We start from the raw sequence: 25,878 nt of genomic DNA, 5'->3' as shown, positions 1-25,878 counted from the left end.
GGTGGTCGCATTCTCTTTTCCGGATTTTGCCATGTCACACAATACGTTCGGCCATCTGTTCCGCGTCACCACGTGGGGTGAAAGCCATGGGCTGGCGTTGGGCTGCGTCGTCGATGGTTGTCCTCCCGGCATCAGCTTCAGTGAAGCCGAGATCCAGTCCTATCTCGATAAGCGCAAGCCCGGCCAGTCCAAATACACCACCCAGCGCCGCGAGGCTGACCAGGTGCGTGTTCTCTCCGGCGTGCTGCTTCAGGATGACGGCGTGACGATGATATCGACCGGCACGCCGATCTCGATGATGATCGAGAACACCGACCAGCGCTCCAAGGACTATGGCGAGATCGCCCGGCAATATCGCCCCGGCCATGCCGATTACACCTATGACGTCAAATATGGCATTCGCGATTATCGCGGTGGCGGGCGTTCGTCGGCGCGTGAGACGGCGGCGCGGGTCGCGGCAGGCGCTATCGCGCGCAAAATCGTACCCGGCCTCCAGGTGCGTGGCGCGCTCGTCGCGATGGGCATTCACGATATCGACCGTTCGCGCTGGAACTGGAACGAGATCGACAACAACCCGTTCTTCACGCCCGATGCCGGATCCGTCGAGACCTTCGCCACCTATCTCGACGGCTTGCGCAAGGCCGGCTCCTCGGTGGGCGCGATAATCGAGATTGTTGCTGAAGGCGTTCCGGCTGGGTTGGGCGCGCCGATCTATGCCAAGCTCGACCAGGATATCGCCAGCAATCTAATGTCGATCAACGCCGTCAAGGGCGTGGAAATCGGCAATGGTTTCGAAGCGGCGCGCCTGACCGGCGAGGAAAATGCCGACGAAATGCGCATGGGCAATGACGGCAAGCCGCTATTCCTCTCTAATCATGCCGGCGGCATCCTGGGCGGCATCGCCACAGGCGCTCCCGTCGTCGCGCGTTTTGCCGTCAAGCCGACCTCGTCCATCCTGACGCCGCGCCGCTCGGTGGACGCCGACGGCAAGGAGGTCGACGTCACGACCAAAGGCCGCCATGATCCATGCGTCGGCATCCGCGCAGTTCCCATCGGCGAGGCAATGGTCGCCTGCGCCATCGCCGATCATTATCTGAGACATCGCGGCCAGACGGGTCGTACCTGAGGAAAATCCATGAGCTATAACCAGAAACGGGTCGTTGATGCGCTACGCGCGTTCGAGCGTGGCGAGATCGTTGTCGTCATGGATGATGACGGCCGTGAGAACGAAGGCGATCTGATCGTCGCGGCGGTGCATTGCACGCCCGAAAAGATGGCCTTCATCGTTCGCCATACCTCGGGAATCGTTTGCACGCCCATGCCACGCGAGGAGGCGAGGCGCCTCAACCTGACGCCCATGGTGGCCGAAAACGAATCTGCCCACACAACCGCCTTCACCGTCACTGTCGATTACAAGCACGGCACCACGACGGGCATCTCGGCCGACGATCGCACGCTGACCGTGCGAAACCTCGCCAATCCCAATGCCGGCCCGTCCGATTTCGTCCGCCCGGGCCACATCTTCCCGCTGGTTGCGCGGGAAGGCGGCGTGCTGATGCGCTCCGGCCATACCGAGGCGGCAGTCGATCTGTGCAAGCTGGCCGGCCTGCCGCCCATCGGCGTCATTTGCGAGCTGGTCAATGATGACGGTTCCGTCATGCGGGGACCGCAGGTGGATGGCTTTGCCGAAACGCATGGCCTGCATCGGGTGACGGTCGCCGACCTGATCGCCTATCGCCAGCGCAAGGAGACGCTGATCGAAAGGGTGGGCGAGGTCGCCATAGAAACCCCGGCCGGTCCCGCGAAGGCCTATACCTACCAGCTCCCGTGGGAGCCGATGCAGCATGTCGCGTTGGTCTTCGGCGATATACGCGACGGCGAGGACGTGCCTGTCCGTCTCCAGCGCGAGGATGTGCTGGCCGATGTGTTCGGCACGAGCCCCAGTGTGGATACGATCCTCAAGCGCATGGCCGGCGCGAAGCGCGGCATTCTCGTCTATCTGCGCGAGGGCTCGGTCGGCGTCCGCCAGGGGAAAAGCGAAGCTCGCGCCCGCGAAGCCATCACCGGTGACATTGCCGGCGGACGGGAGGACCATGCCGAAGCTCGCGCCCGCGACGATGAATGGCGCCAGATCGGCCTTGGCGCGCAGATCCTCAAGGATCTCGGCATCACCTCGATTCGCCTCCTGTCCTCGCGCGAACGCCACTATGTCGGCCTTGAGGGATTCGGTATTCACATCGTCGAGACCGAAATCCTCTGAGGGGACATATTTCCATGGCCAAACCTCACCGGAGCGCTAATATCCTCTCATGGTGACACGTCTCTACTGGCATCCGATCTACCTTGAGCATCTGACGCCGCCCGGCCATCCCGAGCGGCCGGACCGCCTCCGCGCGCTGCACGGCGCTCTTGAGGGCGATGAATTCTATACGCTGGATCGCGTCGAAGCCCCGATGGGGGGCGAACAGACGATCCACTATGTTCATCCCGAAAGCTTTGCCGAACGAATCAGGGCTGAAATCCCTGAGGAAATCGACGAGGACGACCGCGAAAAGGGGCGACCCCAGCCATTGGCGCGGGTCGACAGCGATACTGTAGTCAGCCCGAAGAGCTGGGAAGCGGCATTGACCGCCATCGGCGCAGCGAATGCCGCCGTCGATGCGGTTTTCACAGGGCAGGCCGACAATGTCTTCGTCGCCTCGCGACCGCCCGGCCACCATGCCGAGCGCGACCGGGCCATGGGCTTCTGCCTCTTCAACAACGCCGCCATCGCCGCCCGCCACGCGCAACGCAAGCATGGCGCGGAACGCGTCGCCATCGTCGATTGGGACGTGCATCACGGCAACGGCACGCAGGATATCTTCCAGGCCGATCCGACCGTCCTCTATTGCTCGACGCACCAGATGCCGCTTTTTCCCGGCACCGGCGCGAAGGATGAGACCGGCGTCGGCAATATCGTCAACGCGCCGCTGTCGGCGAATACCGGCAGCCGCGAGTTCCGCGAGGCTTTCACCAGCCGCGTGTTGCCGGCCCTCGATGAATTCCGGCCCGATTTGATCATTATCTCCGCAGGCTTCGACGCACATCATCGCGATCCCCTGGCCGAGATCAATCTCGACGAAGGCGACTTCGACTGGGCGACGGGCAAGCTGATGGACCGAGCCGAGCGCTTCTCGGGAAACCGTCTCGTCAGCATTCTCGAGGGCGGATATGATCTTCAGGGCTTGTCTGGGTCCGCCGCAGCGCATATTACGCGGCTGATGAAAGGATGAAACATGGTCGACGATAACGTCAATGCCGACATCGCCGCGATGAGTTTCGAACAGGCGCTCGATCAACTCGAACAGATCGTGGAACATCTGGAACGGGGCGACGTGCCGCTCGAACATTCGATCCGCATCTATGAGCGCGGCGAAGCCTTGAAGAAGCACTGCGACACGCTTCTGAAGGCTGCCGAGGACAAGGTCGAGAAGATCAGGCTCGGCCGAGACGGCCAGCCAGTGGGCACCGAGCCGCTCGACCCGGATTGATCCGGGTCCGCACTGCTTCTATCGAGGAAGCCTTTCAGGCTGATCTATCTCCACCGCTCCCTCATCTGCTCATATATCGGATGGAAAAAGTCGGTGAAGAAATAGGGCCCTGCGCCCCATACCAGCGTCCAGGCGGCTGCGCCAACCATATTGGCGGCGAGGAAGTGCAGCCAGGGCATGTGCATCGATCCGGCGATGATTCCGTTCAACTGGCGCAGCACGGCAATGAACCGTGCGCCGGCGACCATGTAGATACCCCTGCGACGAAAAACGCCCTCGAATTTCTTGAGCCTTTCCGGTGTCAGGCGGACCAGATATCCGTAGCGTTCGATCAGTCTGGCCCCGCCGAAATGGCCGATGAGATAGCCGGTACTGTCGCCGAGCACCGCGCCGCAGAAAACAGCGATCAGCATATGATAGAGATTGAGATCGCCGTGAAGAGCCAGAAGCGAGGCGGCGATCAGCCCGCTTTCGCCGGGTACCGGCGCGCCGAGCGATTCAAAATAGATGATGAAGAAAAGCGCGATCGAACCATAGGCCGCAATATACGGCTCTATCATATGCATGCTCTGATCTCCGCCTGAACTTTACTTATGCCTTACTTTAGAAAAACCCTATGCGCTCATGACAAGCGCATAGGGTTATATAAGCACGTCAGAAATCGGGAATGGGGATTATCCGATGCTGCTGCGTCCCGTGACGGTATGGTAGATCCAAAGCACCGCTACGGAGCCGATGACCGCGACGATCAGGCTGTAGATGTTAAAGCCGGTAACGCCGGTAGCACCGAAGAGGCTGAACACCAGTCCTCCTACGATCGCGCCGAAAACACCGAGAGCAATGTCGAGGAACATGCCCTGGCCGCTCTTGTTGACTATTTTGCTTCCGATAAATCCAGCAATCAGACCAAGTAGAATCCAGCTAAAGAAACCCATGGAAATTCTCTCCAATGAACACATTAAATATATTTTCATACTGCAAGATGATTCGCAAGAAGACCTGCTTGCTAAATATAATTTACTGGGGGACTATCGGGGTGTGAATGGATATTTGGTTTAAATAGCCTTTATAAGGAGACGTTCTGATGGGAATATTAGATGATGCATCGGGCCAGGCGGTCCCTGGCGGCAGTATCGCGAAGCCTCTGATGATCGCCCTTGGCGCGCTTCTCGTTGGCAAGATGCTGAGCGGCGGAAGCAGCCCAAGCGCCGCTCCTGCGTCCGCACCGGGTGCTCAGGATGCAAGTCAGGGTGGTTTGGGCGGTCTCTTGGACAAGCTGAGCAGTGCCGGTCACAGCGATAAGGTGAGTTCCTGGGTTGGCCAGGGCCCCAACACGCCTATCCAGCCGTCGCAACTCGGCAGTGCGCTGGGTCCGCAGACCGTCAGCGACCTTGCCCAGAAAACGGGCATGGCAGAACCGGACCTCCTGTCGCAATTGTCCCAGGCGCTTCCGGGTGTCGTCGACAAGCTGACCGCGAACGGTCAGATGCCGAGCGCGCAGGACTTGTCCAAGATGTTCCGGAGCTAACCGGCTCCGCAGAAACCGCGATGCCCCCTCTGTCTTGCCGACAGAGGGGGCATCGCGATTCCATTTGAAATATGAAACGCTCCGGATTTGCTCCGGGGGCGATTGTTCGACGGCAATGCTCAGGCAGCATTTGCTGTGGATTTCACTTATGCGCGATAAAGCAAGGGTTCTCCTCCACGCAGCGCTTTTCTTCCTGATCTACCATCAGGGCTCCCTCTACCTCGCGAAATACCTTCCCCTGCCTGATCCGCAACTCTTCCAGTATCTCGATAGCCTCACCGGCTATCCTCATTTAGCGCATCGTATCGCGTTATGGGTGTTCGCCCTGATGCTCTACGCTCTTTTCACCGTCTTCTGGGACCGCGAGAACTGGAAGCAGGCTTTGTTTGTGCGCGATTCCTGGAAAGGGTTGCTCAAAGGCGCCGCGTTCACCCTGATGATGGTCATGGGCGTTCTGCTTGTCTTTCAATTGACCGGCCTCATGAGGGTTGAAGGATTCATCGCGGACCGGGCGCGCATAGCGGCTCTTCTCTTCGCCTGGGTCGTCGCGCAGATATTCAATGCTTTGCAGGAGGAGCTTGTCTTTCGTGGCTATCTCCTGCGGCGGCTGGCGACTCAGTTCAACCCGCATCTCTGCGCTATCCTGGTTTCGCTCCTGTTCGGATTGGGGCATCTTGCCCAATATCAATTCGCTGGTTTCCTTTTCGCGACGTCATCCGGCCTTTGCTTCGCCTATGTCTATCTGCACTACAGGAACATCTATGTCCCGATTGGCATGCATGGAGTGTGGGATATCTGCTCCCACACGATCCTCAACGGAAAGATATTCATCACTGCAACCGGAGTGCCGACAAACCTCATGGGGATGAGCGATCGAACCTCTTATTACGCGGTCGCCATCGCCGCTCAGCTTCTCTTTCTGGGCGTGTTTTTTGTCTGGGAGCGCCTGTGGCGTCCGCAAGAACTGGAGTTGAAGCAACAATCGCTCTGATCGCGCCTCTGGCGTTTTCCCCCTCGCGCGGTAAGATCGCCGATTATGGGCCGCAATCACGCCCAATCCGGACAAGTGGATAAGTATATGAGCTTTTTCCCCGGCAGGGACCCTGATCCAGGCGATCCTCACGCCGTCGATTCGATCGAAACATTGGTCATCCCGCGGACGAGCGATATCGGCGGGCTCGAAGTTCGCCGCGCCTTGCCGACTGCGAAGCGCCGGCTGGTCGGGCCGTTCATCTTCTTCGATCGTATGGGGCCGGCGCTTCTGCGGGCGGGCGAGGCGATTGACGTGAAGCCGCATCCGCATATCGGCCTTTCGACCGTCACCTACCTCTTTGATGGCAGGATACGTCACCGCGACAGCCTCGGCACAGAAATGGTGATCGAGCCGGGCGACGTCAATCTGATGACCGCAGGGCGCGGCATCGTGCATTCGGAGCGCTCGCCGCAGGAAATGCGCGGCAATCCCCAGTCGATATCGGGCCTGCAGACATGGCTTGCCTTGCCGGACGCGCTCGAGGAGATGGCGCCGGCTTTCGCCAATACGGCTGCGGCGGCGCTTCCGGTCATTCGCGACAGGAATTTCGAGGCGCGGGTCGTTATCGGCTCGCTCCACGGGGCGGGCTCGCCTGTCACGCAATATAGCGAGACCCTTTATGCCGATATCAGGATCAACCCCGGCGGTCATTTCCCGATTCCCGCCACTGCCGAAGAACGCGCCATCTATATTCTCGACGGCGCGGTCGTGATATCGGGCGAGACCTTCCCCGCCGACCGGCTTCTGGCTTTCCGCCAGGGGGACGAGATCGTCGTTTCCGCCGCGCAAAGCGCGTCCGGGCGCGGAGCGCACATCATGCTGTTCGGCGGCGCGGCCCTTTCCTCCAGACGCTATATCTGGTGGAACTTCGTCTCCTCCTCGAAGGAGCGGATCGAGCAGGCGAAGGAGGAGTGGCGCACCGGCCGCTTCGATATCGTGCCGGGCGACGATAAGGAGTTCGTGCCGCTGCCGCAGGGATAAAGCGGTGTCCTTCATCCCGCGCAGCGGGCAAAACGGTTTAACTTGCGCGGAAAATGCTCTACGGCTTTCAACTTGCGGTGCGACAGCGATTGCATTACCCCACGAAGATCATGAACAGGGCATCATGAGGAGACCAGATTGACGACGAGACCCGTGACGCCGCTGCTTGACCGTGCGCCGACTCCGGCCGAATTGCGCAAGCTGCCCGAAGCCGATCTGCCGCAACTGGCCGCCGAACTGCGCGCCGAACTGATCGACGCGGTATCGATCACCGGCGGGCATCTCGGCGCAGGGCTCGGCGTGGTCGAACTCACCGTCGCGCTCCATCATGTCTTCGATACGCCGCATGACCGCATCATCTGGGATGTCGGCCACCAGGCCTATCCGCACAAGATTCTCACCGGACGGCGCGACCGCATCCGCACGCTGAGGCAGGAGGGCGGACTTTCCGGCTTCACCAAGCGCTCGGAAAGCGAATATGACCCCTTCGGCGCGGCGCATTCCTCCACCTCGATTTCCTCCGGCCTCGGCATGGCGGTGGCGAGCGATCTTTCCGGCATAAAGCGCAATGTCGTTTCCGTCATCGGCGATGGTGCGATGTCGGCGGGCATGGCCTATGAAGCCATGAACAATGCCGGCGCGCTCGATGCGCGGCTGATCGTCATCCTCAACGACAACGATATGTCGATCGCGCCGCCGACCGGCGCGATGAGCGCCTATCTCGCGCGCCTCGTTTCCGGCCCGACCTATCGCAGCCTGCGTGAGACGGCAAAGCAGCTCACCCGCCGCCTGCCGAAATTCCTCCAGGAAAAAGCGCGGCTTTCGGAGGAATATGCGCGCGGCTTCTGGACGGGCGGAACGCTTTTTGAGGAACTGGGCTTCTATTATGTCGGTCCGATCGACGGACATAATCTCGAACATTTGCTGCCGGTATTGAAGAATGTCCGCGACACGATCGACGGCCCGGTGCTGATCCATGTCGTGACCCAAAAGGGCAAGGGCTACCCGCCGGCGGAAGCCGCCGCCGACAAATATCACGGCGTCAACAAGTTCGACGTGATCACCGGCGCGCAGGCCAAGGCCCCGGCCAATGCGCCGGCCTATACCAAGGTCTTCGCGACGAGCCTCATCGAGGAGGCCCGCCATGACGACCGCATTGTCGCGGTCACGGCGGCGATGCCCGGCGGCACCGGCCTCGATCTCTTCGGCGAGGTCTTCCCGGAGCGCACCTTCGATGTCGGCATCGCCGAACAGCACGCCGTCACCTTTGCGGCCGGGCTGGCAAGCGAGGGACTGAAGCCCTTTGCCGCGATCTATTCGACCTTCCTTCAGCGCGGTTACGATCAAATCGTCCATGACGTGTCGCTGCAGAACCTGGCGGTTCGTTTCCCTATCGACCGGGCAGGGCTGGTCGGCGCCGATGGCGCGACCCATGCCGGCTCGTTCGATACCGGTTTCCTCGCCGCATTGCCGGGCTTCGTGGTGATGGCCGCCTCGGATGAGGCGGAGCTGCGCCACATGGTGCGCACCGCGGCCGAATATGACGAAGGGCCGATCTCGTTTCGTTATCCGCGCGGCGAGGGCGTCGGCGTCGAGATGCCGGAGCGGGGCGAGGTACTTGCCATCGGCAAGGGCCGCATCGTCAGGGAAGGCAGCAAGATCGCGCTGCTTTCCTTCGGCACGCGCTTGGCCGAATGTCTCGCCGCCGCCGAGGAACTGGACGCCGCGGGCTTATCCACCACGGTCGCGGATGCGCGCTTCGCCAAGCCGCTCGACGAGGACCTGATCCGCCGCCTGGCGCGTGATCATGAAGTGCTGGTGACAGTGGAGGAGGGGGCGATCGGCGGCTTTGCCTCCCATGTCCTGCATTTCTTGGCCCATGACGGCCTGCTTGATGGTGGCCTGCGTGTGCGGCCGCTGACCTTGCCGGATGTCTATATCGACCATGCCAAGCCGGAGGCGATGTATAGGCGCGCCGGGCTGGACAGTGCAGGGATCGTGCATGCGGTCTTCGCAGCGCTCGGTCAGGAGGAGATCGCCTCGCCGTCAAGGGCGTGAAAATTATACGAAGGAGGAGAAGATCATGAAGATCGTGACTAGCTTGAGTTTCCAGGGCCAGTGCCGCGAGGCGTTTGAATTCTATGCCAAGGTCCTGGGCGGAAAGATCACCGCAGCCTTTCCCTATGGCGATGCGCCTCCCGGCATGCCGATCACCGACGAGAAGTACAAGACCTGGCTGATGCATTGCTGGCTCGAGGTTGGCGACCAGGCGCTGATGGGTGCCGACATGGATGCCGGATGGGCTCCCAACATTGACAAGCCCAAGAACGGCTTCGACGTCACCTTGCACACAGAGGACAAGGCCGAGGCCCAGCGCTGGTTCGACCAATTGTCTGAGGGCGGCAAGACGGTCATGCCGTTCGGCGAGACCTTCTGGTCGCCCGGCTTCGGCTCGCTCGTCGACAAATTCGGCGTCCCCTGGATGATCAACGTCATTCCATCGGCTGACTGGAAGCCGTCGCAGGGCTGATCCAGACCTACGACCCTACCCTGAGTCGACGGGCTTATCATCATGGGCGTGACGATCCTCGCTTGCGCTTGGTCTTCTGCTCCGCCATGTAAGGCGTGATGCAGGATGATTTTAAACCAGATGCGGCGGGAAGCCGTCTCCGCCTCGACCAGCTTCTCGTCGATCGCGGGTTTTTCGCCACGCGCTCTCGGGCGCGGGATGCCGTCGCGCGCGGTACCGTTCAGGTCGATGGCAAGCCCGTAGCAAAGCCTGGCATGCCTGTCGCCGCCGATGCGCGCATAATGGTCGATGACCCGGCAAGCGCCTATGTCTCGCGCGCCGCACTCAAGCTGATCGCCGGGCTCGATCATTTCGCAATCGATGCGGCCGGGCGCACGGCGCTCGATATCGGCGCCTCAACCGGCGGCTTCACGCAGGTCCTGCTTGAACGCGGCGCGATGCATGTCATTGCGGTCGATGTCGGGCATGATCAATTGCATGACAGCCTGCGTAACGATCCGCGCGTCACCAATCATGAAGGTCTCAACGCGCGAACGCTCGATGCAAACCATCTCGACGGCCGCAAGGTCGATCTCGTCGTGTCGGATGTGAGCTTCATCTCGCTCAAGCTGGCGCTGCCTCCCGCGCTGGCGTTTGCCGAACCGGGCAGCCAGTGTGTCCTGCTGGTCAAGCCGCAGTTCGAGGCCGGGCGTGAGGCGATAGGCAAGGGCGGCCTGCTGCGCGATCCCTCGAAAGCCGGGCACGTGGTCGACGATCTGGCCGCATGGCTTGCCGGCGAGCCCGGATGGCGGGTGCTTGGCCTATGTCCATCGCCCATCGAAGGCGGCGACGGCAACCGCGAATATCTTCTGGCAGGAATCAAAGACCGATGACGACACGCGTAACAATAGACACGATGGGCGCGGGCGGCGATGGCGTCGCCATGACGTCCGAAGGACAGGTCTTCGTGCCGTTCACCCTGCCGGGCGAAGTGGCCAATATCGCCCGCGAGAAAAGCCGCGGTACGCTGATGGCGCTCATCGAAGCCTCGCCCGAGCGCATCGACCCCGCCTGCCGCCATTTCGAGGCGTGTGGAGGCTGCGCGCTTCAACATTGGCAGGAGAACTCCTATGGCGACTGGAAGCGCGGCCTTGTTGCCGATGCGCTGGCAGGGCGGCGGCTGAACTTCACGCTGGAGCCGCTCGTACCCTGCGCGCCGCATACGCGCCGCCGGGCTGTCTTCGCCGTGCGCCGCACCGAGCAGGGCGTCCTTTTTGGTTTTCACCGTCATCAAAGCCACGAGATCATCGATATTCATGAATGCGTGGTGACGGTGCCGGCCATCGTCGAACGGCTTGCCGACCTGCGCCAACTCGCGGCATTGCTTGCGCAGGGCACAAAACCCTTCAAACTGACGGTCACGGCGACCGCTTCCGGCCTCGATATCGCTGCCGTGGGTTGCGGATTGCCCGAGACGGCCAAGCGCCGCACGCTGACTACGTTCATGCTGGAAAAAAGTTTCGCGCGGCTTACATGCGAAGGTGAAATCATCATCGAGCCGAGAAAGCCGCTCATCCATTTCGGCAAGGTCGCCGTTCAGGCGCCTCCGGGTGGCTTTCTTCAGGCCACCGCCGAGGCGGAGGAAGCGATGTCGGCGTTGGTGATGGGCCATCTCGCCAAGACCAAACGCGCCGCCGATCTCTTTTGTGGAACCGGTACGTTCACGTTCCGCATGGCGGAGAAGATGGCCGTCCATGCGGTCGAAACCGATGCAGCGGCGCTCGCCGCACTCGATCACGCCGCACGCAACACGCAAGGGCTGAAGCCGATCACCACCGAGCGGCGCGACCTCTTCCGCCGTCCGTTGATGATGAAGGAGCTTGCCCGCTTCGACGGCGTCGTTTTCGATCCACCGCGCGCCGGCGCCGAGGCGCAGGCGAAGGAAATCGCCAAATCGAATGTCGCGAAAGTCGCCGCCATTTCCTGCAGCCCGGTAACGCTCGCCCGCGATCTGGCCATTCTCACAGACGGCGGCTACCGCATCGACCGGGTGATCCCGATCGATCAGTTCCTCTGGTCCTCGCATGTCGAGGCCGTGGCGCTGTTGTCCAAGGGACGGTAGGATTACAGACAGAAATTTCTGTCTGTAATCTATGCCGGTCGTCATGGGTTATATGTAAAATCCAATTTCATATATAACCGGATTCTCTCCCTAAACCGCCGTGCCGCCCACAGTTATCTGGTCCATGCGCAGATGCGGCTGGCCGACGCCGACGGGGACCCATTGGCCGCCCTTGCCGCAATTGCCGGTGCCGGTGTCGAGCTTCATGTCGTTGCCGATCATCGAAACGCGGTGCATGGCGTCGGGGCCGTTGCCGATCAGCATCGCGCCTTTCAGCGGCGCGCCAATCTTGCCGTTCTCGATCATGTAGGCCTCGGTGCAGCCGAAGACGAATTTGCCCGAGGTGATATCGACCTGTCCGCCGCCGAAGGAAACGGCGTAGATGCCCTTCTTGACGGAAGCGATAATCTCTTCAGGCGTCTTGTCGCCGCCGAGCATATAGGTGTTGGTCATGCGCGGCATCGGCACATGGGCATAGGATTCGCGCCGTCCGTTGCCGGTGGGCTTCATGCCCATGAGCCGGGCGTTCTGCCGGTCCTGCATATAGCCGACCAGCTTGCCGTCCTCGATCAGCACCGTGTGGTTGGTCGGCGTGCCCTCGTCATCGACCGTCAGCGATCCGCGCCGCTCCGCAAGCGTCCCGTCATCCACCACGGTAACGCCCTTGGCCGCGACCTGTGTTCCCAGAAGCCCGGCGAAGGCGGACGTCTTCTTGCGGTTGAAATCACCCTCCAGCCCATGGCCCACTGCTTCGTGCAGCATGACGCCGGGCCAGCCATTGGAAAGGACGATGTCGAAGGTGCCGGCAGGGGCGGGGATGGCCTCCAGATTGACCAGCGCCTGGCGCAGCGCCTCGTCGGCGGCATGATGCCAGCTGTCGCTGGCGATGAACTCGCCGAAGCCCTTGCGCCCGCCCATGCTGTAGGAGCCGGATTCCTGGCGGTCGCCATCGCCTGCCACTACGGAAACCGCCAGCCGGACCAGCGGACGGATGTCGCGGACGAAGTGGCCGTCGGCGCGCAATATCTCGACATGCTGCCATGACCCGCCGAGCGAGACCGATACCTGCCGGACCTTCGGATCCTTGGCGCGCAGATAGGCGTCGATCTCCTGCAGGAGCTTCACCTTGGCTTCGAAGCCGGGACTGCCGAGCGGGTTCTCATCGCCGTAAAGGCTGCGATTGGTACCGGGAGGAGGGGCGGCATAGACGCCGGAATGCCCTGTCGCGACGGCTGAGGCGGCATCCGCCGCCCGCTTCAGGCTGGCGAGCGAGAGTTCGCCCGCATGCGCATAGCCGACAGCTTCGCCGGCGACCGCGCGCAAGCCAAATCCCTGTTCCTGGTTGAACGAGCCTGTCTTCAGCCGCCCATTGTCAAAAACGAGCGATTCGGCTTCGCGATATTCGACGAAAAGCTCGCCGTCATCACTGCCCCTGAGGCTTGCCGCCACCGTCTTCTGGATATCGTCTTGGCTGACGTCGAAACTGTCGATCAGGCTTTTCATGGGTCATCATCCGGTTATGGCGTTCCCCGGATGTAGGATGCCGGGTGCGTTGCGGCAACCTGTTTGTCGTGCTGCCCTAGGGCAGCTTGTCGAAGCCTTCGCCGAAACCATTCAGCTCGACGGGAATGCCGATGCCTTCCTCCGGCGTCTGGAAGACGATGAAAGTAGCGGATTTGCCGGTGCGCAGCGTCTGGATCAGCTGATCCTCGAGGATCACTTCCGCATAGCAGCCATCTTCGAAGCAGCGCACGAAATAGGCGCGGCCGATATCCTTGCCATCGACATTGAGCCCGAGCCCGTTGGGCAGGAGCACGCCGAGCGGCGCGAGCACGCGCAGGATACGGGCCTTGTTGTCAGCCGTCTTCAGGACGACCACCGACAGCCCAAGCTCCGGACGGTCGGCTGCGACGACATTCTGGATCAGCGCGCATTGCTCGGTCTTCGCGCCGGCAGGCGTGTCGCACAGGATGGACCAGGCGCCGTGCTGCGAGCGCATGGTGCCCTTCTGCTGCGGAGTCGTCGCTTGCTGCTGCTGATTCTGCTGGGCAAAAGCGGGAGCCGGCGCCATCGTTGCGACGAGCGAAGCAGTCGCCAGGACGCCGGAGGCGAGAATTCCGGAAAAACGTGCCGCGAAACGCAGGACAGGGGTGCGAAAGGTCATAAAAGCTCCAGATCGAATCATACGAGACGTTAACGCGCTGTGCGAGGGATGAAAAGGACACAAACTCACCGGTCGGCTCCATTATTCCCGCGCAAACCTGCAGGCAGTCATAGCGACGAACTGTCGGTTCTCGTGCCGGGAAAACATGGCTGGATTATGGGTGTTCCAGGAGCTCTTTGCCGGTTCGCTGCGGCATTCCCGGCGTTTTGACGTATGGAGTTGCAGAATCTGCGAAAAGCACCATGATCGCGCTGTTTCGGTCTTCACTGCCTTGACGCATATCAAACGCGCAAAAATGCCGCACGGGATCATGTTCGCCTTCCTTGCGGTGTAGGATAATGTGTGGTTTGAACACGAACGACGAACCGGGCCGGTTGATGGCGCCCGGCAAAACGACATGGAAGCAAGGCCTGCAATCGGGAGATTTCTAGGTGAATAAGAACATTGTCACGACGATGGGTGCTTTGGGTAGCGCTCTCGCGGTGCTGTTTGCCAGCGCGGCCGCTCATGCGGACCAGCCCAAACCTTGGGAAATGAGATTTCAGGACGCCGCAACCGGCATTGCCCAGCAGATCCACTGGTTCGAGCGCTATACGCTCTGGTTCATCGTCCCGGTCACTGCCCTGGTTCTCTTGCTGTTGCTCTGGATCGTTGCGAGATACCGGGCAAGCGCCAATCCCGAGCCGTCCAAGACCAGCCACAACACCCTGATCGAGGTGATCTGGACGGTCGCTCCGGTCATTGTCCTTCTGTTCCTGGCCATCCCGTCGTTTCAGCTTCTCACGGCCCAGTATTCGCCTGATGAAGCCGGCCTTACCGTGAAGGCGACAGGTTATCAGTGGTATTGGGGCTACGAATATCAGGTCGATAACCCGGTCAGCTTTGATTCGCTCCTGCTGCAGGACGGCGATCGCGCCGCCGCCGGCAAGGAAGATCGCGCCGTCTATCCCCGCCTTCTCGCTGTGGATAACGAAGTCGTCGTTCCCTTGAATACGACTGTCCGGCTTCTGGTGACCGGCGCCGACGTGATCCATTCCTGGGCGATGCCGGCTTTCGGCGTCAAGATGGACGCCGTTCCCGGCCGCATCAACGAGACCTGGTTCAAGGCCGACAAGCCGGGCCTTTACTATGGCCAGTGCTCGGAGCTCTGCGGCAAGGATCATGCCTTCATGCCGATCGCAGTGCGTGTCGTCGCGCAGGACCAGTATGACAGCTGGCTCGCGGCTGCCCGCACCGACCTTCAGGGCGCCAACAAGGCGTTGACGGCCTCCATCGAGGCTACCAAGAACATGGCGGTGGCCGGAAACTGATCCGGCCCCATATTACGCCCATATTACGTTTGAGAAACGGGAGCGATCTCATGGCAGGCACTGCTGCTCACGAAGCCCATGACGACCACAAGCCGCAAGGCTGGGTCCGTTGGGTCTATTCGACCAACCACAAGGATATCGGCACGCTCTACCTGATCTTCGCGATCATCGCGGGTATCATCGGCGGCGCGTTGTCGATTGCGATGCGCGCTGAGCTCCAGGAGCCGGGGATCCAGATCTTCCACGGTCTTGCCTCCATGGTCTATGGCGTCGAGGGCGATTCGGCGCTCGATGCCGGCAAGCACATGTATAATGTGTTCACCACGGCCCATGCTCTGGTCATGATCTTCTTCATGGTCATGCCCGCCATGATCGGCGGCTTCGCCAACTGGATGATCCCGCTGATGATCGGCGCGCCCGACATGGCGTTCCCGCGCATGAACAACGTCTCGTTCTGGCTGCTGCCGCCTGCGCTGATTCTGCTCCTCATCTCGATGTTCGTGCCGGGCCCCGCCGGCGCGTGGGGATCTGGCGGTGGCTGGACGATCTATCCGCCGCTCTCGACCTCGGGCCAGCCCGGTCCGGCGATGGATTTCGTCATCCTGTCGCTGCACATTGCGGGCGCCTCGTCGATCCTGGGTGCGATCAACTTCATCACCACCATCCTGAACATGCGCGCGCCCGGCATGACGCTGCACAAGATGCCGCTCTTTGCGTGGGCTGTGCTGATCACCGCATTCCTGCTGCTGCTCTCGCTGCCGGTCCTGGCTGGCGGTATCACCATGCTTCTGACCGACCGCAATTTCGGCACGAGCTTCTTCGCGCCTGATGGCGGCGGCGATCCGATCCTGTTCCAGCATCTGTTCTGGTTCTTCGGTCACCCCGAAGTGTACATTCTCATCCTGCCCGGCTTCGGCATCGTCAGCCACATCGTGTCGACCTTCTCGCGCAAGCCGATCTTCGGCTATCTCGGCATGGCCTACGCCATGGTCGCGATCGGCGTCGTCGGCTTCATCGTTTGGGCCCACCACATGTACACGGTTGGCCTGTCGCTCGACACGCAGCGCTACTTCGTCTTCGCGACGATGGTCATTGCGGTGCCGACCGGCGTGAAGATCTTCTCCTGGATCGCCACCATGTGGGGCGGCTCGATCTCGTTCCATACCCCGATGTTGTGGGCGATCGGTTTCATCTTCCTGTTCACTGTCGGCGGCGTGACGGGCGTCCAGCTCGCCAATGCCGGTCTCGACCGCGCCTTGCACGACACCTATTATGTCGTCGCGCACTTCCACTACGTGCTGTCGCTCGGCGCCGTCTTCGCGATCTTTGCCGGCTGGTACTACTGGTTCCCGAAGATGACCGGCTACATGTACAACGAGTTCATTGGAAAGCTGCATTTCTGGATCACCTTCATCGGCGTGAATCTGGTTTTCTTCCCGCAGCATTTCCTCGGGCTCTCCGGCATGCCGCGCCGCTACATCGATTATCCCGATGCATTCGCCGGCTGGAACCTGGTATCGTCCTATGGTTCCTATATCTCCGGTTTCGCAGTCCTGATCTTCCTCTACGGCGTGTTCGAAGCTTTCGCCAAGAAGCGTGAAGCGGGTGCCAATCCGTGGGGCGAGGGTGCAACCACTCTGGAATGGCAGCTTTCGTCGCCGCCACCGTTCCACCAGTGGGAACAACTGCCCCGTATCAGGTAAGATCAGGTAATATGAAATGGTCCGGGCTGCCAGGTGCGGCCCGGACCGGTCCATCCCACAACGGGCTGGCAATGGAAAAAGGCAAGATTTAAGTTCGATGTCTCTTGTTGAGCAAAACAGGGTTCCCGACAATGGCGGCCGCCTCTCCGAGGCGGTGGCGTCGGATTATCTCGCGCTTCTCAAGCCGCGGGTCATGTCGCTTGTCGTCTTCACCGGCTTCGTCGGGCTCTTCGTCGCGCCGGGACACATGAACCCGGTCCTGGCCGGTATCGCCATCCTGTGCATCGCCGTCGGCGCCGGTGCGTCGGGCGCGCTCAACATGTGGTACGACGCCGATATCGACGCCATCATGAAGCGGACCCGTAACCGCCCGATACCGGCGGGTATCATCTCGCGCGAGGAGGTCCTGGTTTTCGGCCTCGTCCTCTCCGCCTTTTCGGTGATGACGCTCGGCCTGCTCGTCAACTGGCTTTCCGCCGCACTTCTGGCCTTCACAATCTTCTTCTACGTCGTCATCTATACGATGTGGCTGAAGCGCTCCACGCCGCAGAACATTGTCATCGGCGGCGCAGCAGGCGCATTCCCGCCCATGATCGGCTGGGCCGCAGCGACGGGAATGGTCAGCTGGGAAAGCGTCGTTCTCTTCCTCATCATCTTCCTGTGGACGCCGCCGCATTTCTGGGCGCTCTCGCTCTTCACGACGAACGACTATGCCGCCGCCCGGGTGCCGATGATGCCGAATGTGCGCGGCGAAGCGTCGACCAAGCTGCAGATCCTGATCTATACGCTGATCGTTGCGCCCGTCGGCGTGCTGCCATGGGCGATGGGTTTTGCCGGACCGGTCTATTGCGCTATATCTGCGGTACTGGGCCTGGTTTTCGTCATGCATGCCTGGAAACTGTGGCGCGCGCCGGCAGGCGAAGCGACGCTGAAGCGGGCGCGGGCGATGTTCGGATTTTCCCTTCTTTATCTCTTCAGCCTGTTCGCGGTTCTCCTCCTGGAGACGCTCGCGAACAAGGCAATGCTTTGGATTGGCGCATGAGTATGGCGAACACAGACAAAGAGCTGGAGATGGTCAGCCAGAGCGAAAAACAGAAAAAGGCGCAGCGCAGCCGCTCCGTCGCGCTTGGGATCGCGCTCGCGCTTTTCGTCCTGCTGGTCTATATCGGTACCTGGGCAAAGCTCGGCGCCAATATACTGAGCCGACCGCTGTGAGGACGTCATGACGGAAGAGAATCAGACGGTATCCACGAGTACCCCCGACAAAAAGCAGCGTTCCAACCGCGTTGTCGCCACCGCATGCATCACTTTCTTTGCAGCGATGGTCGGCGCGGCCTATGCCTCCGTACCGCTTTACCGGATGTTTTGTCAGGTGACGGGCTATGGCGGTACGACGCAGCGCGTCGAGCAGATGTCCGATACCATTCTCGACAAGACGATCAATGTCCGTTTCGACGCCAACACCTCGGGCGCGCTGCCATGGGATTTCAAGCCCGTGCAGCGTCAGGTCACGCTTCGCATCGGCGAGACGAGGCAGATCAGCTACGAAGGCCGCAATCTGGCCTCCCAGGCGACCTCGGGCCGGGCCACCTTCAACGTGACGCCGGAACGCGCGGGCGCCTATTTCAACAAGGTGCAGTGTTTCTGCTTCACCGATACGACTTTGAAGCCAGGAGAGGACATGGACATGCCGGTCGTGTTCTTCGTCGATCCTGAAATCGTCAACGATCCCGATCTGAAGGATCTCAAGACGATCACGCTTTCCTATACGTTCTTTCCCATTGACAAGCCGCAGCCTGTCGCGCAAAGCGCCAAGCCGCCAGTTGGGGAAAGCGGAAATTTGTAGAGCAAGTCCAGGAAAACCATCGGTTTTCCATCGGATTCGCGTAGAATTAGAGCCAGCCTCGCCTCCGGGCGAAGCAAGCATGAAGATGAACCTTGGGGATTGAAATGGCTGACGTCCACCAGAAAAATCACGATTACCACATCATCGATCCAAGCCCGTGGCCGGTTTTGAGCTCCCTCGGCGCATTCGTGCTGGCGCTTGGCGGCATTGGCTATATGCGCTGGCTCAACCAGAGCGACCTGCATCTTTTCGGCATCAATTTTGTCGGGCCATGGATATTCTACATCGGTCTGGCCATCGTGCTCTACAGCATGTACGCCTGGTGGGCCGACACGATCAAGGAAGGCCGCGAGGGGCATCATACCCGCGTGGTTTCGCTGCATCTGCGCTACGGCATGATCATGTTCATCGCCTCCGAGGTGATGTTCTTCGCCGCCTGGTTCTGGGCCTATTTCGATGTCAGCCTGTTCCCCAACGAGGTGCATCAGGTGGCTCGCACCGCATTTACCGGTGGACAATGGCCTCCCAAGGGGGTCGAGGTTCTCGATCCGCTGCACCTGCCGCTCTACAACACCGTCATCCTGCTTCTCTCGGGCACGACGGTCACCTGGGCGCACCATGCTCTCCTGCACAATGACCGCAAGGGGCTGATCACCGGGTTGGCCCTCACGGTCGCGCTCGGCCTGCTGTTCTCCTCGGTGCAGGCATACGAATACACGCACGCTCCGTTCGCCTTCAAGGACTCGATCTACGGCGCGACTTTCTTCATGGCGACCGGCTTCCACGGTTTCCACGTCATCGTCGGCACCATCTTCCTTTTCGTCTGCCTGCTGCGCGCGATCAGGGGCGATTTCACCCCGCAGAGGCATTTCGGTTTCGAGGCGGCCGCCTGGTACTGGCATTTCGTCGACGTGGTGTGGCTGTTCCTGTTCTTCGCCGTCTACGTCTGGGGCGGCTGGGGCGCGCCGATGGCCGAGGGATAAGCAGCCGACAATCGGAATATGGGGGCGGCTGTGGAGACACGGCCGCCTTTTTCACTTTCAAGGATGAGTTCATGTCGAATGATGACGCTTCCTATCCGCCGGTCGAGCCTATCCGGGCGGGCATTCTCGGGCGCTGTCCGCGCTGCGGCCAGGGAAAGCTGTTCGATGGTTATCTGGCGATGGCCAGGAGCTGCAGCAAATGCGGGCTGGATTATTCATTCTCCGATTCCGGCGACGGCCCGGCTGCTTTTGTCATCCTGATCGTCGGTTTTCTCGTTGTCGGCCTGGCGCTCTGGATGGAAGTGACGATCAACCCGCCATTATGGCTGCATTTCGTTCTCTGGGTGCCGCTGACGATCGGTCTGAGCCTCGTGCTCCTGCGTTGGATCAAGGGCATTCTGATCACGCTGCAATACCGCAACAAGGCGGCGCAGGGCCGTTTGGACGATAGAAAATGAAGAGGGCTGTTGAAACGGATCAGCGCCACGACAATGCCGCTCCCGCCGGAAGATTTCCTTGGCTGGTCCCCGCGCTGATCATGACGGTCGCGCTTGCTGTCTTCGCCATCCTCATAGCGCTTGGAACCTGGCAGGTGCAGCGGCTGCACTGGAAGGAAGGGCTTGTCGCGACCATTGCCGAGCGCGTCGCGTCCCCGCCGCGTCCGATCGACCAGGTCGAGGCGATCTATGGCAGGAGCGGCGATGTCGAATATTGGCCCGTGGAGGTGACGGGGCGCTTCCTCCATCAGGGCGAGCGGCATTTCTTCGCTACCCACCAGGGCCGGTCCGGCTTCTATGTCTATACGCCATTGCAGATGGCGGACGGCCGCGCGGTATTGGTCAATCGCGGCTTCGTTCCCTATGACAGCAAGGAGGCGGGCACCCGGGCGGAAGGTCAGGTTGCCGGCGACGTGACGGTGAAGGGGCTTGCGCGCGATCCGCTGGCCGAAAAACCGTCCTCCATCGTCCCGGATAACGATCCCACCCGGAACATCTTCTACTGGAAGAATTGGCCGGAAATGGTCAAGACGGCCGGGCTCGACCCGTCGAAGATGGTTCCCTTCTTCATCGATGCCGACACCACGCCCAATCCGGGCGGGCTTCCCCTCGGCGGCGTCACCATCATCGATCTGCCCAACAATCATTTGCAATATGCGGTGACATGGTATGGTTTGGCCCTGGCTTTGGCTGCCGTCGTGGGCGCTTATCTCTGGCGCTGGCGCAGTTCGTCCAGAAAGGCTATTTGACAGTCGGCGATGAACCGCCCACATCCAAGATCAAGTCCTGAAGCAAGGTTGAGCCCAGATTGAACATGATCGACAAGCAGCCCCTGACAATCCGCCTGTGTGGACCACGCGGTTTTTGCGCAGGCGTGGACCGGGCGATCCAGATCGTCATCCTCGCGCTCAAGAAATATGGCGCGCCGATCTATGTCCGCCACGAGATCGTCCATAACCGTTATGTCGTGCAGGGTCTGCAGGCGCGCGGAGCGGTTTTCGTCGAGGAATTGGACGAAATCCCGCACGAACATCGCAATCAACCGGTTGTATTCTCCGCCCATGGCGTGCCGAAATCAGTGCCCGAAGACGCGATGGCAAAGAACCTTTTCTATCTCGATGCCACCTGTCCGCTGGTTTCCAAGGTGCACAAGCAGGCCATGCGCCACCAGCGCCTCGGACGGCATGTGATCCTGATCGGCCATTCCGGCCACCCTGAAGTCATCGGCACGATGGGCCAGCTTCCAGAAGGCTCCGTCACGCTGATCGAGACAGTGAAGGACGCGGAGGCCTACCAGCCGGAGGATCCGACGCGGCTGGGCTTCGTCACCCAGACGACGCTTTCCGTCGATGATACCGCCGGCATCGTCGCGATCCTGCAAAGCCGTTTTCCCGAGTTGACCGCGCCGGCGGCCGAATCAATTTGTTATGCCACGACCAACCGCCAGGATGCCGTGAAGGCGGCGGCGTCGGGCTGCGATCTCTTCCTCGTCGTCGGGGCGCCCAATTCGTCGAATTCCAAGCGGCTGGTCGAGGTGGCCGAACGCGCCGGCGCCCGCCACGCGATGCTGGTGCAGCGCGCGTCCGAGATCGAATGGGAACGGGTAAGCGATATTTCGGTCGTTGGCCTGTCGGCCGGCGCCTCCGCGCCCGAAATCATCGTGGATGAAATCATCCAGGCCTTTTCAGATCGCTATCAAGTCACTATCGAATTGGCGGAAACCACGGTCGAGACCGAAAATTTCCTCGTCAACCGGGAACTGCGCGATATCGAACTGACACCGCGCGACATGGCGTTCGTCAACGGCGAGCGCTGAGTTCCGGTTCGGGCCGTTGCGCTTGATCTTCAAGGCGCGCTTAGCAAGATCGCTCCAGGGAACGAGATCACCGTATGGCTGTCTACACCGATATAAACGAGATCGAACTGGCGGCCTTCCTGGCCGAATATGATATTGGCGGCCTCCTATCCTATAAGGGCATTGCCGAGGGCGTCGAGAATTCCAACTACCTCCTGCGCACCGACAAGGGCACCTTCATCCTGACGCTTTATGAAAAGCGCGTGGACCGCACCGATCTGCCGTTCTTCCTCGGGCTGATGCAGCATCTGGCGCAAAAGGGCCTCGACTGTCCCTTGCCGGTCCATCAGAAGAACGGCGCGATGATCGGCGAACTCGCCGGCCGGCCCGCCGCCATCATCACCTTTCTCGAAGGCATGTGGATGCGCCGCCCGACGGTCGCTCATTGTCATGCGGTGGGCGAGGCGCTGGCGCGCATGCATCTGGCGGGGCTCGATTTCCCGATGCGGCGGGAGAATGCGCTTTCGGTTTCGGGATGGCGTCCCCTGTGGGACCATGCCAAGGCGCGCGCCGACGAGGTGGAGAAGGGGCTCGCCGCCGAGACGGAGGCCGATCTCGCTTTCCTCGAAGCCCGTTGGCCTGCCGATCTTCCCACAGGCGTTATCCATGCGGATCTTTTCCCCGACAATGTTTTCTTTCTGGGATCCCGGCTTTCCGGACTGATCGATTTCTATTTCGCCTGCACCGACCTGCTTGCCTATGATGTGGCGGTCTGCCTCAATGCTTGGTGTTTCGAAAAGGACTTTTCCTTCAACCTGACGAAGGGGACCGCACTCCTGCGCGGTTATACATCGGTCCGCCCGCTCTCGGCGGAGGAAGCTCAGGCGCTGCCCATCCTGGCGCGCGGCGCCGCGCTGCGCTTCATGCTGACCAGGCTTTTTGACTGGCTCACGGTGGCCGACGGCAGTTTCGTCGTCAAGAAGGATCCGATGGAATATGTCCGCCGGATGCGCTTCCATCGCCAGATCCATTCCCCCGCCGAATATGGCCTCGTAGAGCAAGTCCAGGAAAAGTGTGAAGCGGTTTTCCGTCGGGATTTGCGTAGCTAAAAACAAAGGTGCGGACGCATGAAGATCATCGAGGCTTATACCGACGGCGCGTGCTCCGGCAATCCGGGGCCGGGCGGCTGGGGCGTCGTGTTGCGCTGGAACGGCAAGGAGAAGGAGCTGTTCGGCGGCGAGCCCGATACGACCAACAACCGCATGGAACTGATGGCGGCAATCTCCGCGCTCACCGGATTGAAGGAGCCTTGCGAGGTCGCACTTTACACCGACAGCAAATATGTCATGGACGGAATATCAAAATGGATCCATGGCTGGAAAAAGAATGGCTGGAAGACCGCCGACAGGAAACCGGTGAAGAACGGCGAACTCTGGCAGGCGCTTGACGAGGCAACCCGTCGCCACAAGGTCACCTGGCATTGGGTAAAGGGCCATGCCGGCCATCCCGAAAACGAACGCGCCGACGCGCTGGCAAGGGCTGGCATGGCCCCGTTCAAGAAGGGTGGGGCGGGCACGCCGGTCGCGAACTCGGCTTCATGAGAATTTAGAGCGGCTTTGAGGGAATCGAGGGGCTCTCAATGGCAGCGGCCCTAATATTTGACCGCTGTTGGCACCCCACCAACGGTCAGACGCTTCATAAAAGAGAAGCGCCGGCAAAAGAGAAGCGCCGGCGTTTCCGTTTCGAAGTAAACCGCTCAAAGCTGCGTGAGCAATTCCGCCGCGCTCGAGGTTACGGCTTGTCCCGGCGTTTCCTCTATGTTGAGCGCCTTGACCACACCGTCTTCGATGATGGCCGAATAGCGCTTCGAGCGTGTGCCGAGTGCTGCCGCTGAAAGGTCGATATCGAGCCCGGCTGCCTTGGTGAAGGTGCCGTTGCCGTCGGAGAGATAGAGGATCTTGCCTTCGCCGCCCGTGCTCTGGGCCCATGCGCCCATGACATGCGGGTCGTTGACCGCCACGACGGCGATCTGGTCCACACCTCTGGCGAGGATGGCCTCATGATTTTCCAGATAGCCTGGCAGATGATTGAGGCTGCAGGTCGGCGTGAATGCACCGGGAACGCCGAACAAAACGACCTTCTTGCCCGCGAAAAGCGCGTCAGTCGTCATGTCCTTGATCCCGTCAGCGGTCTTGACCTTGAATGTCGCCACGGGAACCTTGTCGCCAACCTTGATCGTCATGGATTTTCTCTCCTTGGATGTGCCGATATTCAGGACATATGGCCTGCCGTGCGCAATGTCGAGGGACAGGTTTAAGGCAACGCCACTGTGCCGGAAACGGCCCGGTCGCCCTGGACAAGTGTGTAGTCGATCGTGGCTGGCGCTTTTCCAGCGCCGCTCAGGATCTTGCTGGAGAAGCCGGGATTGCCTTCGCCAGCTCCATCAAATTTTGGTGTGGTGAAACTCATGGCTCCGCTGGACAGGAAAAGCTCCGCAGGCTGATCCCGCGCAGGAAGCCTGACGTGGAAAATCGCATGGCCGTCCTTCCGCGCCGCTTCATGAATGCCGAATTCAGGCGAGGCGGGCTGCGGCAGCCGGTCGAAGGCGGAACTGACCAGCGTATGCGCGAGAGGGTCCTTTTCTCCCGGTTTTACAGGCAGATCGAATGCAGCCTGAACGGGAATGCAGATCGTCTCGCATACTCCAAGAAAGACGTGGCCTTTGACGCGCGTCGTTGCCTCCATGTTCTCGAGCCGGAATGTGACAGGCAACATCACGGAATGCTTGTACCCGGCCCATTGCGTCTCGCCGTCGTGGAAGCGATGCGGCGCGGGGAAAGCGATCTCGCTCCCCTCTATGTTGCTGCTGGCCGAAAGATCGAGCTGCGGCGGCACGCCGGCATCGCCCGGTTCACGCCAATAGGTCTTCCATCCCTGGGCAAGATCGATCTGGATCGCGCCGCGCAATGTCTTGCCGGGTGCTTCCGGCACGTCGAGAAGCAGCCGGACCTTGCCGCCCGGCGTATCGACCCAGGGCGAGCTTTCGGCAAAGGCAGGGCCAGCCTGGAAAACGACGGCAATAAAGGCCGCCAAAACGGCAATTCGACTATTCATGCGCAAGGAATGCCGTGAAACGATGACGTTATCAAGTCACGACCAGGTGTTAATGCCTGCTTTTGCGGCCAATGCCGGGGCAGTCTGAAGGAGAAAGAACTTCTTTTCGCGCAAACCCCTTTCCGATTTTCTGATCCGTTGCTACCTTTACCGGTATGGATATCTTGAAGTCTGCTCAAAGAGACAAAGGGTTTCTCAACGGTCAGTTCCTGGTCGCCATGCCAGGTATGGGCGACGACCGTTTCGCACGCACCGTCGTCTATATCTGCGCGCATTCCGATGAGGGAGCGATGGGCTTCATCATCAACCAGCTGCAGCCCATGGAATTCCCCGATCTTCTGGTGCAGCTTGGCGTCATCGGCGAGGAGGAGACGATCCGGCTGCCGAAGTCTATGCGCCATTTCATGGTGCGCAATGGCGGTCCGGTCGATCAGACGCGTGGCTTCGTCCTGCATTCCGACGATTACATGGTCGACTCAACCATGCCGGTTTCAGAAGATGTCTGCCTGACCGCGACCATTGACATCCTGCGGGCCATCGCCGGCAATGGCGGACCGTCGCAGGCGCTCATGACGCTGGGCTATTCCGGCTGGGCCGCAGGACAGTTGGAGGCGGAGGTCGCTGGAAACGGCTGGCTGACATGCCCGGCATCGATGGATCTGCTCTTCGATACCGATATCGCCATGAAATACGAACGGTTGCTCGACCACATGGGCATAGACCTGTCCCGCCTCGTCAACGATATCGGTCACGCCTGATTTTT

General features: G+C 60.8%; 29 protein-coding genes. 23 read left to right on the top strand and 6 right to left on the bottom strand.

Annotated elements, in window-relative coordinates:
* Nucleotides 1-31: 31 nt before the first annotated feature.
* The 4 genes from aroC to DUT91_RS13990 are packed head-to-tail and all read left to right on the top strand — an operon-like array spanning nucleotide 32 to nucleotide 3,530.
* Nucleotides 32-1,126: a chorismate synthase gene (aroC, locus tag DUT91_RS14005; RefSeq protein WP_114441218.1), complete on the top strand. Its 1,095-nt coding sequence runs from the start codon at nucleotides 32-34 to the stop codon at nucleotides 1,124-1,126.
* A 9-nt stretch (nucleotides 1,127-1,135) separates the two neighbouring features.
* Nucleotides 1,136-2,260, top strand: coding sequence for a 3,4-dihydroxy-2-butanone-4-phosphate synthase (ribB, locus tag DUT91_RS14000; RefSeq protein WP_114441009.1), 1,125 nt, complete (start codon nucleotides 1,136-1,138; stop codon nucleotides 2,258-2,260).
* Between the two features lie 49 nt (nucleotides 2,261-2,309).
* A complete protein-coding gene (locus DUT91_RS13995; protein WP_114441008.1) occupies nucleotides 2,310-3,272 on the top strand; it encodes a histone deacetylase family protein in 963 nt (320 codons plus the stop codon).
* 3 nt (nucleotides 3,273-3,275) lie between these two features.
* A complete protein-coding gene (locus DUT91_RS13990; RefSeq protein WP_114441007.1) occupies nucleotides 3,276-3,530 on the top strand; it encodes an exodeoxyribonuclease VII small subunit in 255 nt (84 codons plus the stop codon).
* 44 nt (nucleotides 3,531-3,574) lie between these two features.
* Here DUT91_RS13990 and DUT91_RS13985 read toward each other — a convergent pair whose 3' ends face one another.
* Nucleotides 3,575-4,096 carry a DedA family protein gene (locus DUT91_RS13985; RefSeq protein ID WP_114441006.1) on the bottom strand — a complete coding sequence of 174 codons (522 nt, stop codon included), beginning with the start codon at nucleotides 4,094-4,096 and terminating at the stop codon, nucleotides 3,575-3,577.
* Nucleotides 4,097-4,204: 108 nt separating this feature from the next.
* Nucleotides 4,205-4,465 (bottom strand): GlsB/YeaQ/YmgE family stress response membrane protein, encoded by a 261-nt coding sequence (locus DUT91_RS13980; RefSeq protein ID WP_114441005.1) that lies wholly within the window; start codon nucleotides 4,463-4,465, stop codon nucleotides 4,205-4,207.
* A 149-nt stretch (nucleotides 4,466-4,614) separates the two neighbouring features.
* On the opposite strand from DUT91_RS13980, the gene DUT91_RS13975 reads away from it, so the two are divergent.
* The 7 genes from DUT91_RS13975 to DUT91_RS13945 all read left to right on the top strand — a co-directional run bounded on the left by DUT91_RS13975 (nucleotide 4,615) and on the right by DUT91_RS13945 (nucleotide 11,703).
* Nucleotides 4,615-5,058: a YidB family protein gene (locus DUT91_RS13975; RefSeq protein WP_114441004.1), complete on the top strand. Its 444-nt coding sequence runs from the start codon at nucleotides 4,615-4,617 to the stop codon at nucleotides 5,056-5,058.
* 148 nt (nucleotides 5,059-5,206) lie between these two features.
* Nucleotides 5,207-6,049, top strand: a complete 843-nt coding sequence (locus DUT91_RS13970; protein ID WP_160113652.1) for a CPBP family intramembrane glutamic endopeptidase — start codon at nucleotides 5,207-5,209, stop codon at nucleotides 6,047-6,049.
* An 87-nt stretch (nucleotides 6,050-6,136) separates the two neighbouring features.
* A complete protein-coding gene (locus tag DUT91_RS13965; RefSeq protein WP_114441002.1) occupies nucleotides 6,137-7,072 on the top strand; it encodes a pirin family protein in 936 nt (311 codons plus the stop codon).
* A 138-nt stretch (nucleotides 7,073-7,210) separates the two neighbouring features.
* Nucleotides 7,211-9,130, top strand: a complete 1,920-nt coding sequence (dxs, locus tag DUT91_RS13960) for a 1-deoxy-D-xylulose-5-phosphate synthase (protein WP_114441001.1) — start codon at nucleotides 7,211-7,213, stop codon at nucleotides 9,128-9,130.
* A gap of 25 nt (nucleotides 9,131-9,155) precedes the next feature.
* The gene (locus tag DUT91_RS13955) at nucleotides 9,156-9,602 is read left to right on the top strand and encodes a VOC family protein (RefSeq protein ID WP_114441000.1); all 447 of its coding nucleotides are present in this window, start codon (nucleotides 9,156-9,158) and stop codon (nucleotides 9,600-9,602) included.
* A gap of 98 nt (nucleotides 9,603-9,700) precedes the next feature.
* Nucleotides 9,701-10,474, top strand: coding sequence for a TlyA family RNA methyltransferase (locus DUT91_RS13950; protein ID WP_114440999.1), 774 nt, complete (start codon nucleotides 9,701-9,703; stop codon nucleotides 10,472-10,474).
* On the top strand, nucleotides 10,471-11,703 hold the full coding sequence (locus DUT91_RS13945) for a class I SAM-dependent RNA methyltransferase (RefSeq protein ID WP_114440998.1): 1,233 nt from the start codon (nucleotides 10,471-10,473) through the stop codon (nucleotides 11,701-11,703). Before DUT91_RS13950 ends, DUT91_RS13945 begins: the two co-directional genes overlap by 4 nt.
* 90 nt (nucleotides 11,704-11,793) lie before the next feature.
* Here DUT91_RS13945 and tldD read toward each other — a convergent pair whose 3' ends face one another.
* Together tldD and DUT91_RS13935 are read right to left on the bottom strand one after the other, a co-directional pair.
* Nucleotides 11,794-13,206, bottom strand: a complete 1,413-nt coding sequence (gene tldD, locus DUT91_RS13940; RefSeq protein WP_114440997.1) for a metalloprotease TldD — start codon at nucleotides 13,204-13,206, stop codon at nucleotides 11,794-11,796.
* A 76-nt stretch (nucleotides 13,207-13,282) separates the two neighbouring features.
* On the bottom strand, nucleotides 13,283-13,774 hold the full coding sequence (locus DUT91_RS13935) for an invasion associated locus B family protein (RefSeq protein ID WP_245419733.1): 492 nt from the start codon (nucleotides 13,772-13,774) through the stop codon (nucleotides 13,283-13,285).
* Nucleotides 13,775-14,322: 548 nt separating this feature from the next.
* On the opposite strand from DUT91_RS13935, the gene coxB reads away from it, so the two are divergent.
* The 11 genes from coxB to rnhA all read left to right on the top strand — a co-directional run bounded on the left by coxB (nucleotide 14,323) and on the right by rnhA (nucleotide 23,602).
* Nucleotides 14,323-15,177 carry a cytochrome c oxidase subunit II gene (coxB, locus tag DUT91_RS13925; protein ID WP_483466843.1) on the top strand — a complete coding sequence of 285 codons (855 nt, stop codon included), beginning with the start codon at nucleotides 14,323-14,325 and terminating at the stop codon, nucleotides 15,175-15,177.
* A 50-nt stretch (nucleotides 15,178-15,227) separates the two neighbouring features.
* Entirely contained in the window at nucleotides 15,228-16,880 is a 1,653-nt protein-coding gene (gene ctaD, locus DUT91_RS13920; protein ID WP_114440993.1) for a cytochrome c oxidase subunit I, read from the top strand.
* Nucleotides 16,881-16,977: 97 nt separating this feature from the next.
* The gene (locus tag DUT91_RS13915; protein ID WP_114440992.1) at nucleotides 16,978-17,922 is read left to right on the top strand and encodes a heme o synthase; all 945 of its coding nucleotides are present in this window, start codon (nucleotides 16,978-16,980) and stop codon (nucleotides 17,920-17,922) included.
* Nucleotides 17,919-18,095 carry a hypothetical protein gene (locus DUT91_RS26170; RefSeq protein ID WP_200834975.1) on the top strand — a complete coding sequence of 59 codons (177 nt, stop codon included), beginning with the start codon at nucleotides 17,919-17,921 and terminating at the stop codon, nucleotides 18,093-18,095. The genes DUT91_RS13915 and DUT91_RS26170 overlap by 4 nt, the downstream gene beginning before the upstream one ends.
* Nucleotides 18,096-18,102: 7 nt before the next feature.
* The gene (locus DUT91_RS13910; protein ID WP_114440991.1) at nucleotides 18,103-18,726 is read left to right on the top strand and encodes a cytochrome c oxidase assembly protein; all 624 of its coding nucleotides are present in this window, start codon (nucleotides 18,103-18,105) and stop codon (nucleotides 18,724-18,726) included.
* Between the two features lie 104 nt (nucleotides 18,727-18,830).
* Nucleotides 18,831-19,709: a cytochrome c oxidase subunit 3 gene (locus tag DUT91_RS13905; protein WP_114440990.1), complete on the top strand. Its 879-nt coding sequence runs from the start codon at nucleotides 18,831-18,833 to the stop codon at nucleotides 19,707-19,709.
* Nucleotides 19,710-19,780: 71 nt separating this feature from the next.
* Nucleotides 19,781-20,167 (top strand): DUF983 domain-containing protein, encoded by a 387-nt coding sequence (locus DUT91_RS13900; protein WP_114440989.1) that lies wholly within the window; start codon nucleotides 19,781-19,783, stop codon nucleotides 20,165-20,167.
* Nucleotides 20,164-20,955 carry an SURF1 family protein gene (locus DUT91_RS13895; protein ID WP_114440988.1) on the top strand — a complete coding sequence of 264 codons (792 nt, stop codon included), beginning with the start codon at nucleotides 20,164-20,166 and terminating at the stop codon, nucleotides 20,953-20,955. Before DUT91_RS13900 ends, DUT91_RS13895 begins: the two co-directional genes overlap by 4 nt.
* 65 nt (nucleotides 20,956-21,020) lie before the next feature.
* Entirely contained in the window at nucleotides 21,021-22,022 is a 1,002-nt protein-coding gene (gene ispH / locus DUT91_RS13890) for a 4-hydroxy-3-methylbut-2-enyl diphosphate reductase (protein WP_114440987.1), read from the top strand.
* 74 nt (nucleotides 22,023-22,096) lie between these two features.
* Nucleotides 22,097-23,110 (top strand): homoserine kinase, encoded by a 1,014-nt coding sequence (locus tag DUT91_RS13885; protein ID WP_114440986.1) that lies wholly within the window; start codon nucleotides 22,097-22,099, stop codon nucleotides 23,108-23,110.
* 18 nt (nucleotides 23,111-23,128) lie between these two features.
* Entirely contained in the window at nucleotides 23,129-23,602 is a 474-nt protein-coding gene (gene rnhA, locus DUT91_RS13880) for a ribonuclease HI (RefSeq protein WP_114440985.1), read from the top strand.
* Nucleotides 23,603-23,757: 155 nt separating this feature from the next.
* Here rnhA and DUT91_RS13875 read toward each other — a convergent pair whose 3' ends face one another.
* Both DUT91_RS13875 and DUT91_RS13870 read right to left on the bottom strand, forming a co-directional pair.
* Nucleotides 23,758-24,243, bottom strand: coding sequence for a peroxiredoxin (locus tag DUT91_RS13875; RefSeq protein ID WP_114440984.1), 486 nt, complete (start codon nucleotides 24,241-24,243; stop codon nucleotides 23,758-23,760).
* A 71-nt stretch (nucleotides 24,244-24,314) separates the two neighbouring features.
* A complete protein-coding gene (locus DUT91_RS13870; RefSeq protein ID WP_114440983.1) occupies nucleotides 24,315-25,115 on the bottom strand; it encodes a protein-disulfide reductase DsbD domain-containing protein in 801 nt (266 codons plus the stop codon).
* 155 nt (nucleotides 25,116-25,270) lie between these two features.
* Between DUT91_RS13870 and DUT91_RS13865 the strand changes: the two genes are divergently transcribed.
* Nucleotides 25,271-25,873, top strand: a complete 603-nt coding sequence (locus DUT91_RS13865) for a YqgE/AlgH family protein (RefSeq protein WP_114440982.1) — start codon at nucleotides 25,271-25,273, stop codon at nucleotides 25,871-25,873.
* Nucleotides 25,874-25,878 lie beyond the last annotated feature (5 nt).

Source organism: Paramesorhizobium salinisoli (assembly GCF_003335045.1).
Taxonomy (GTDB): domain Bacteria; phylum Pseudomonadota; class Alphaproteobacteria; order Rhizobiales; family Rhizobiaceae; genus Paramesorhizobium; species Paramesorhizobium salinisoli.
This window is presented reverse-complemented; position numbering and strand designations above follow the sequence as displayed.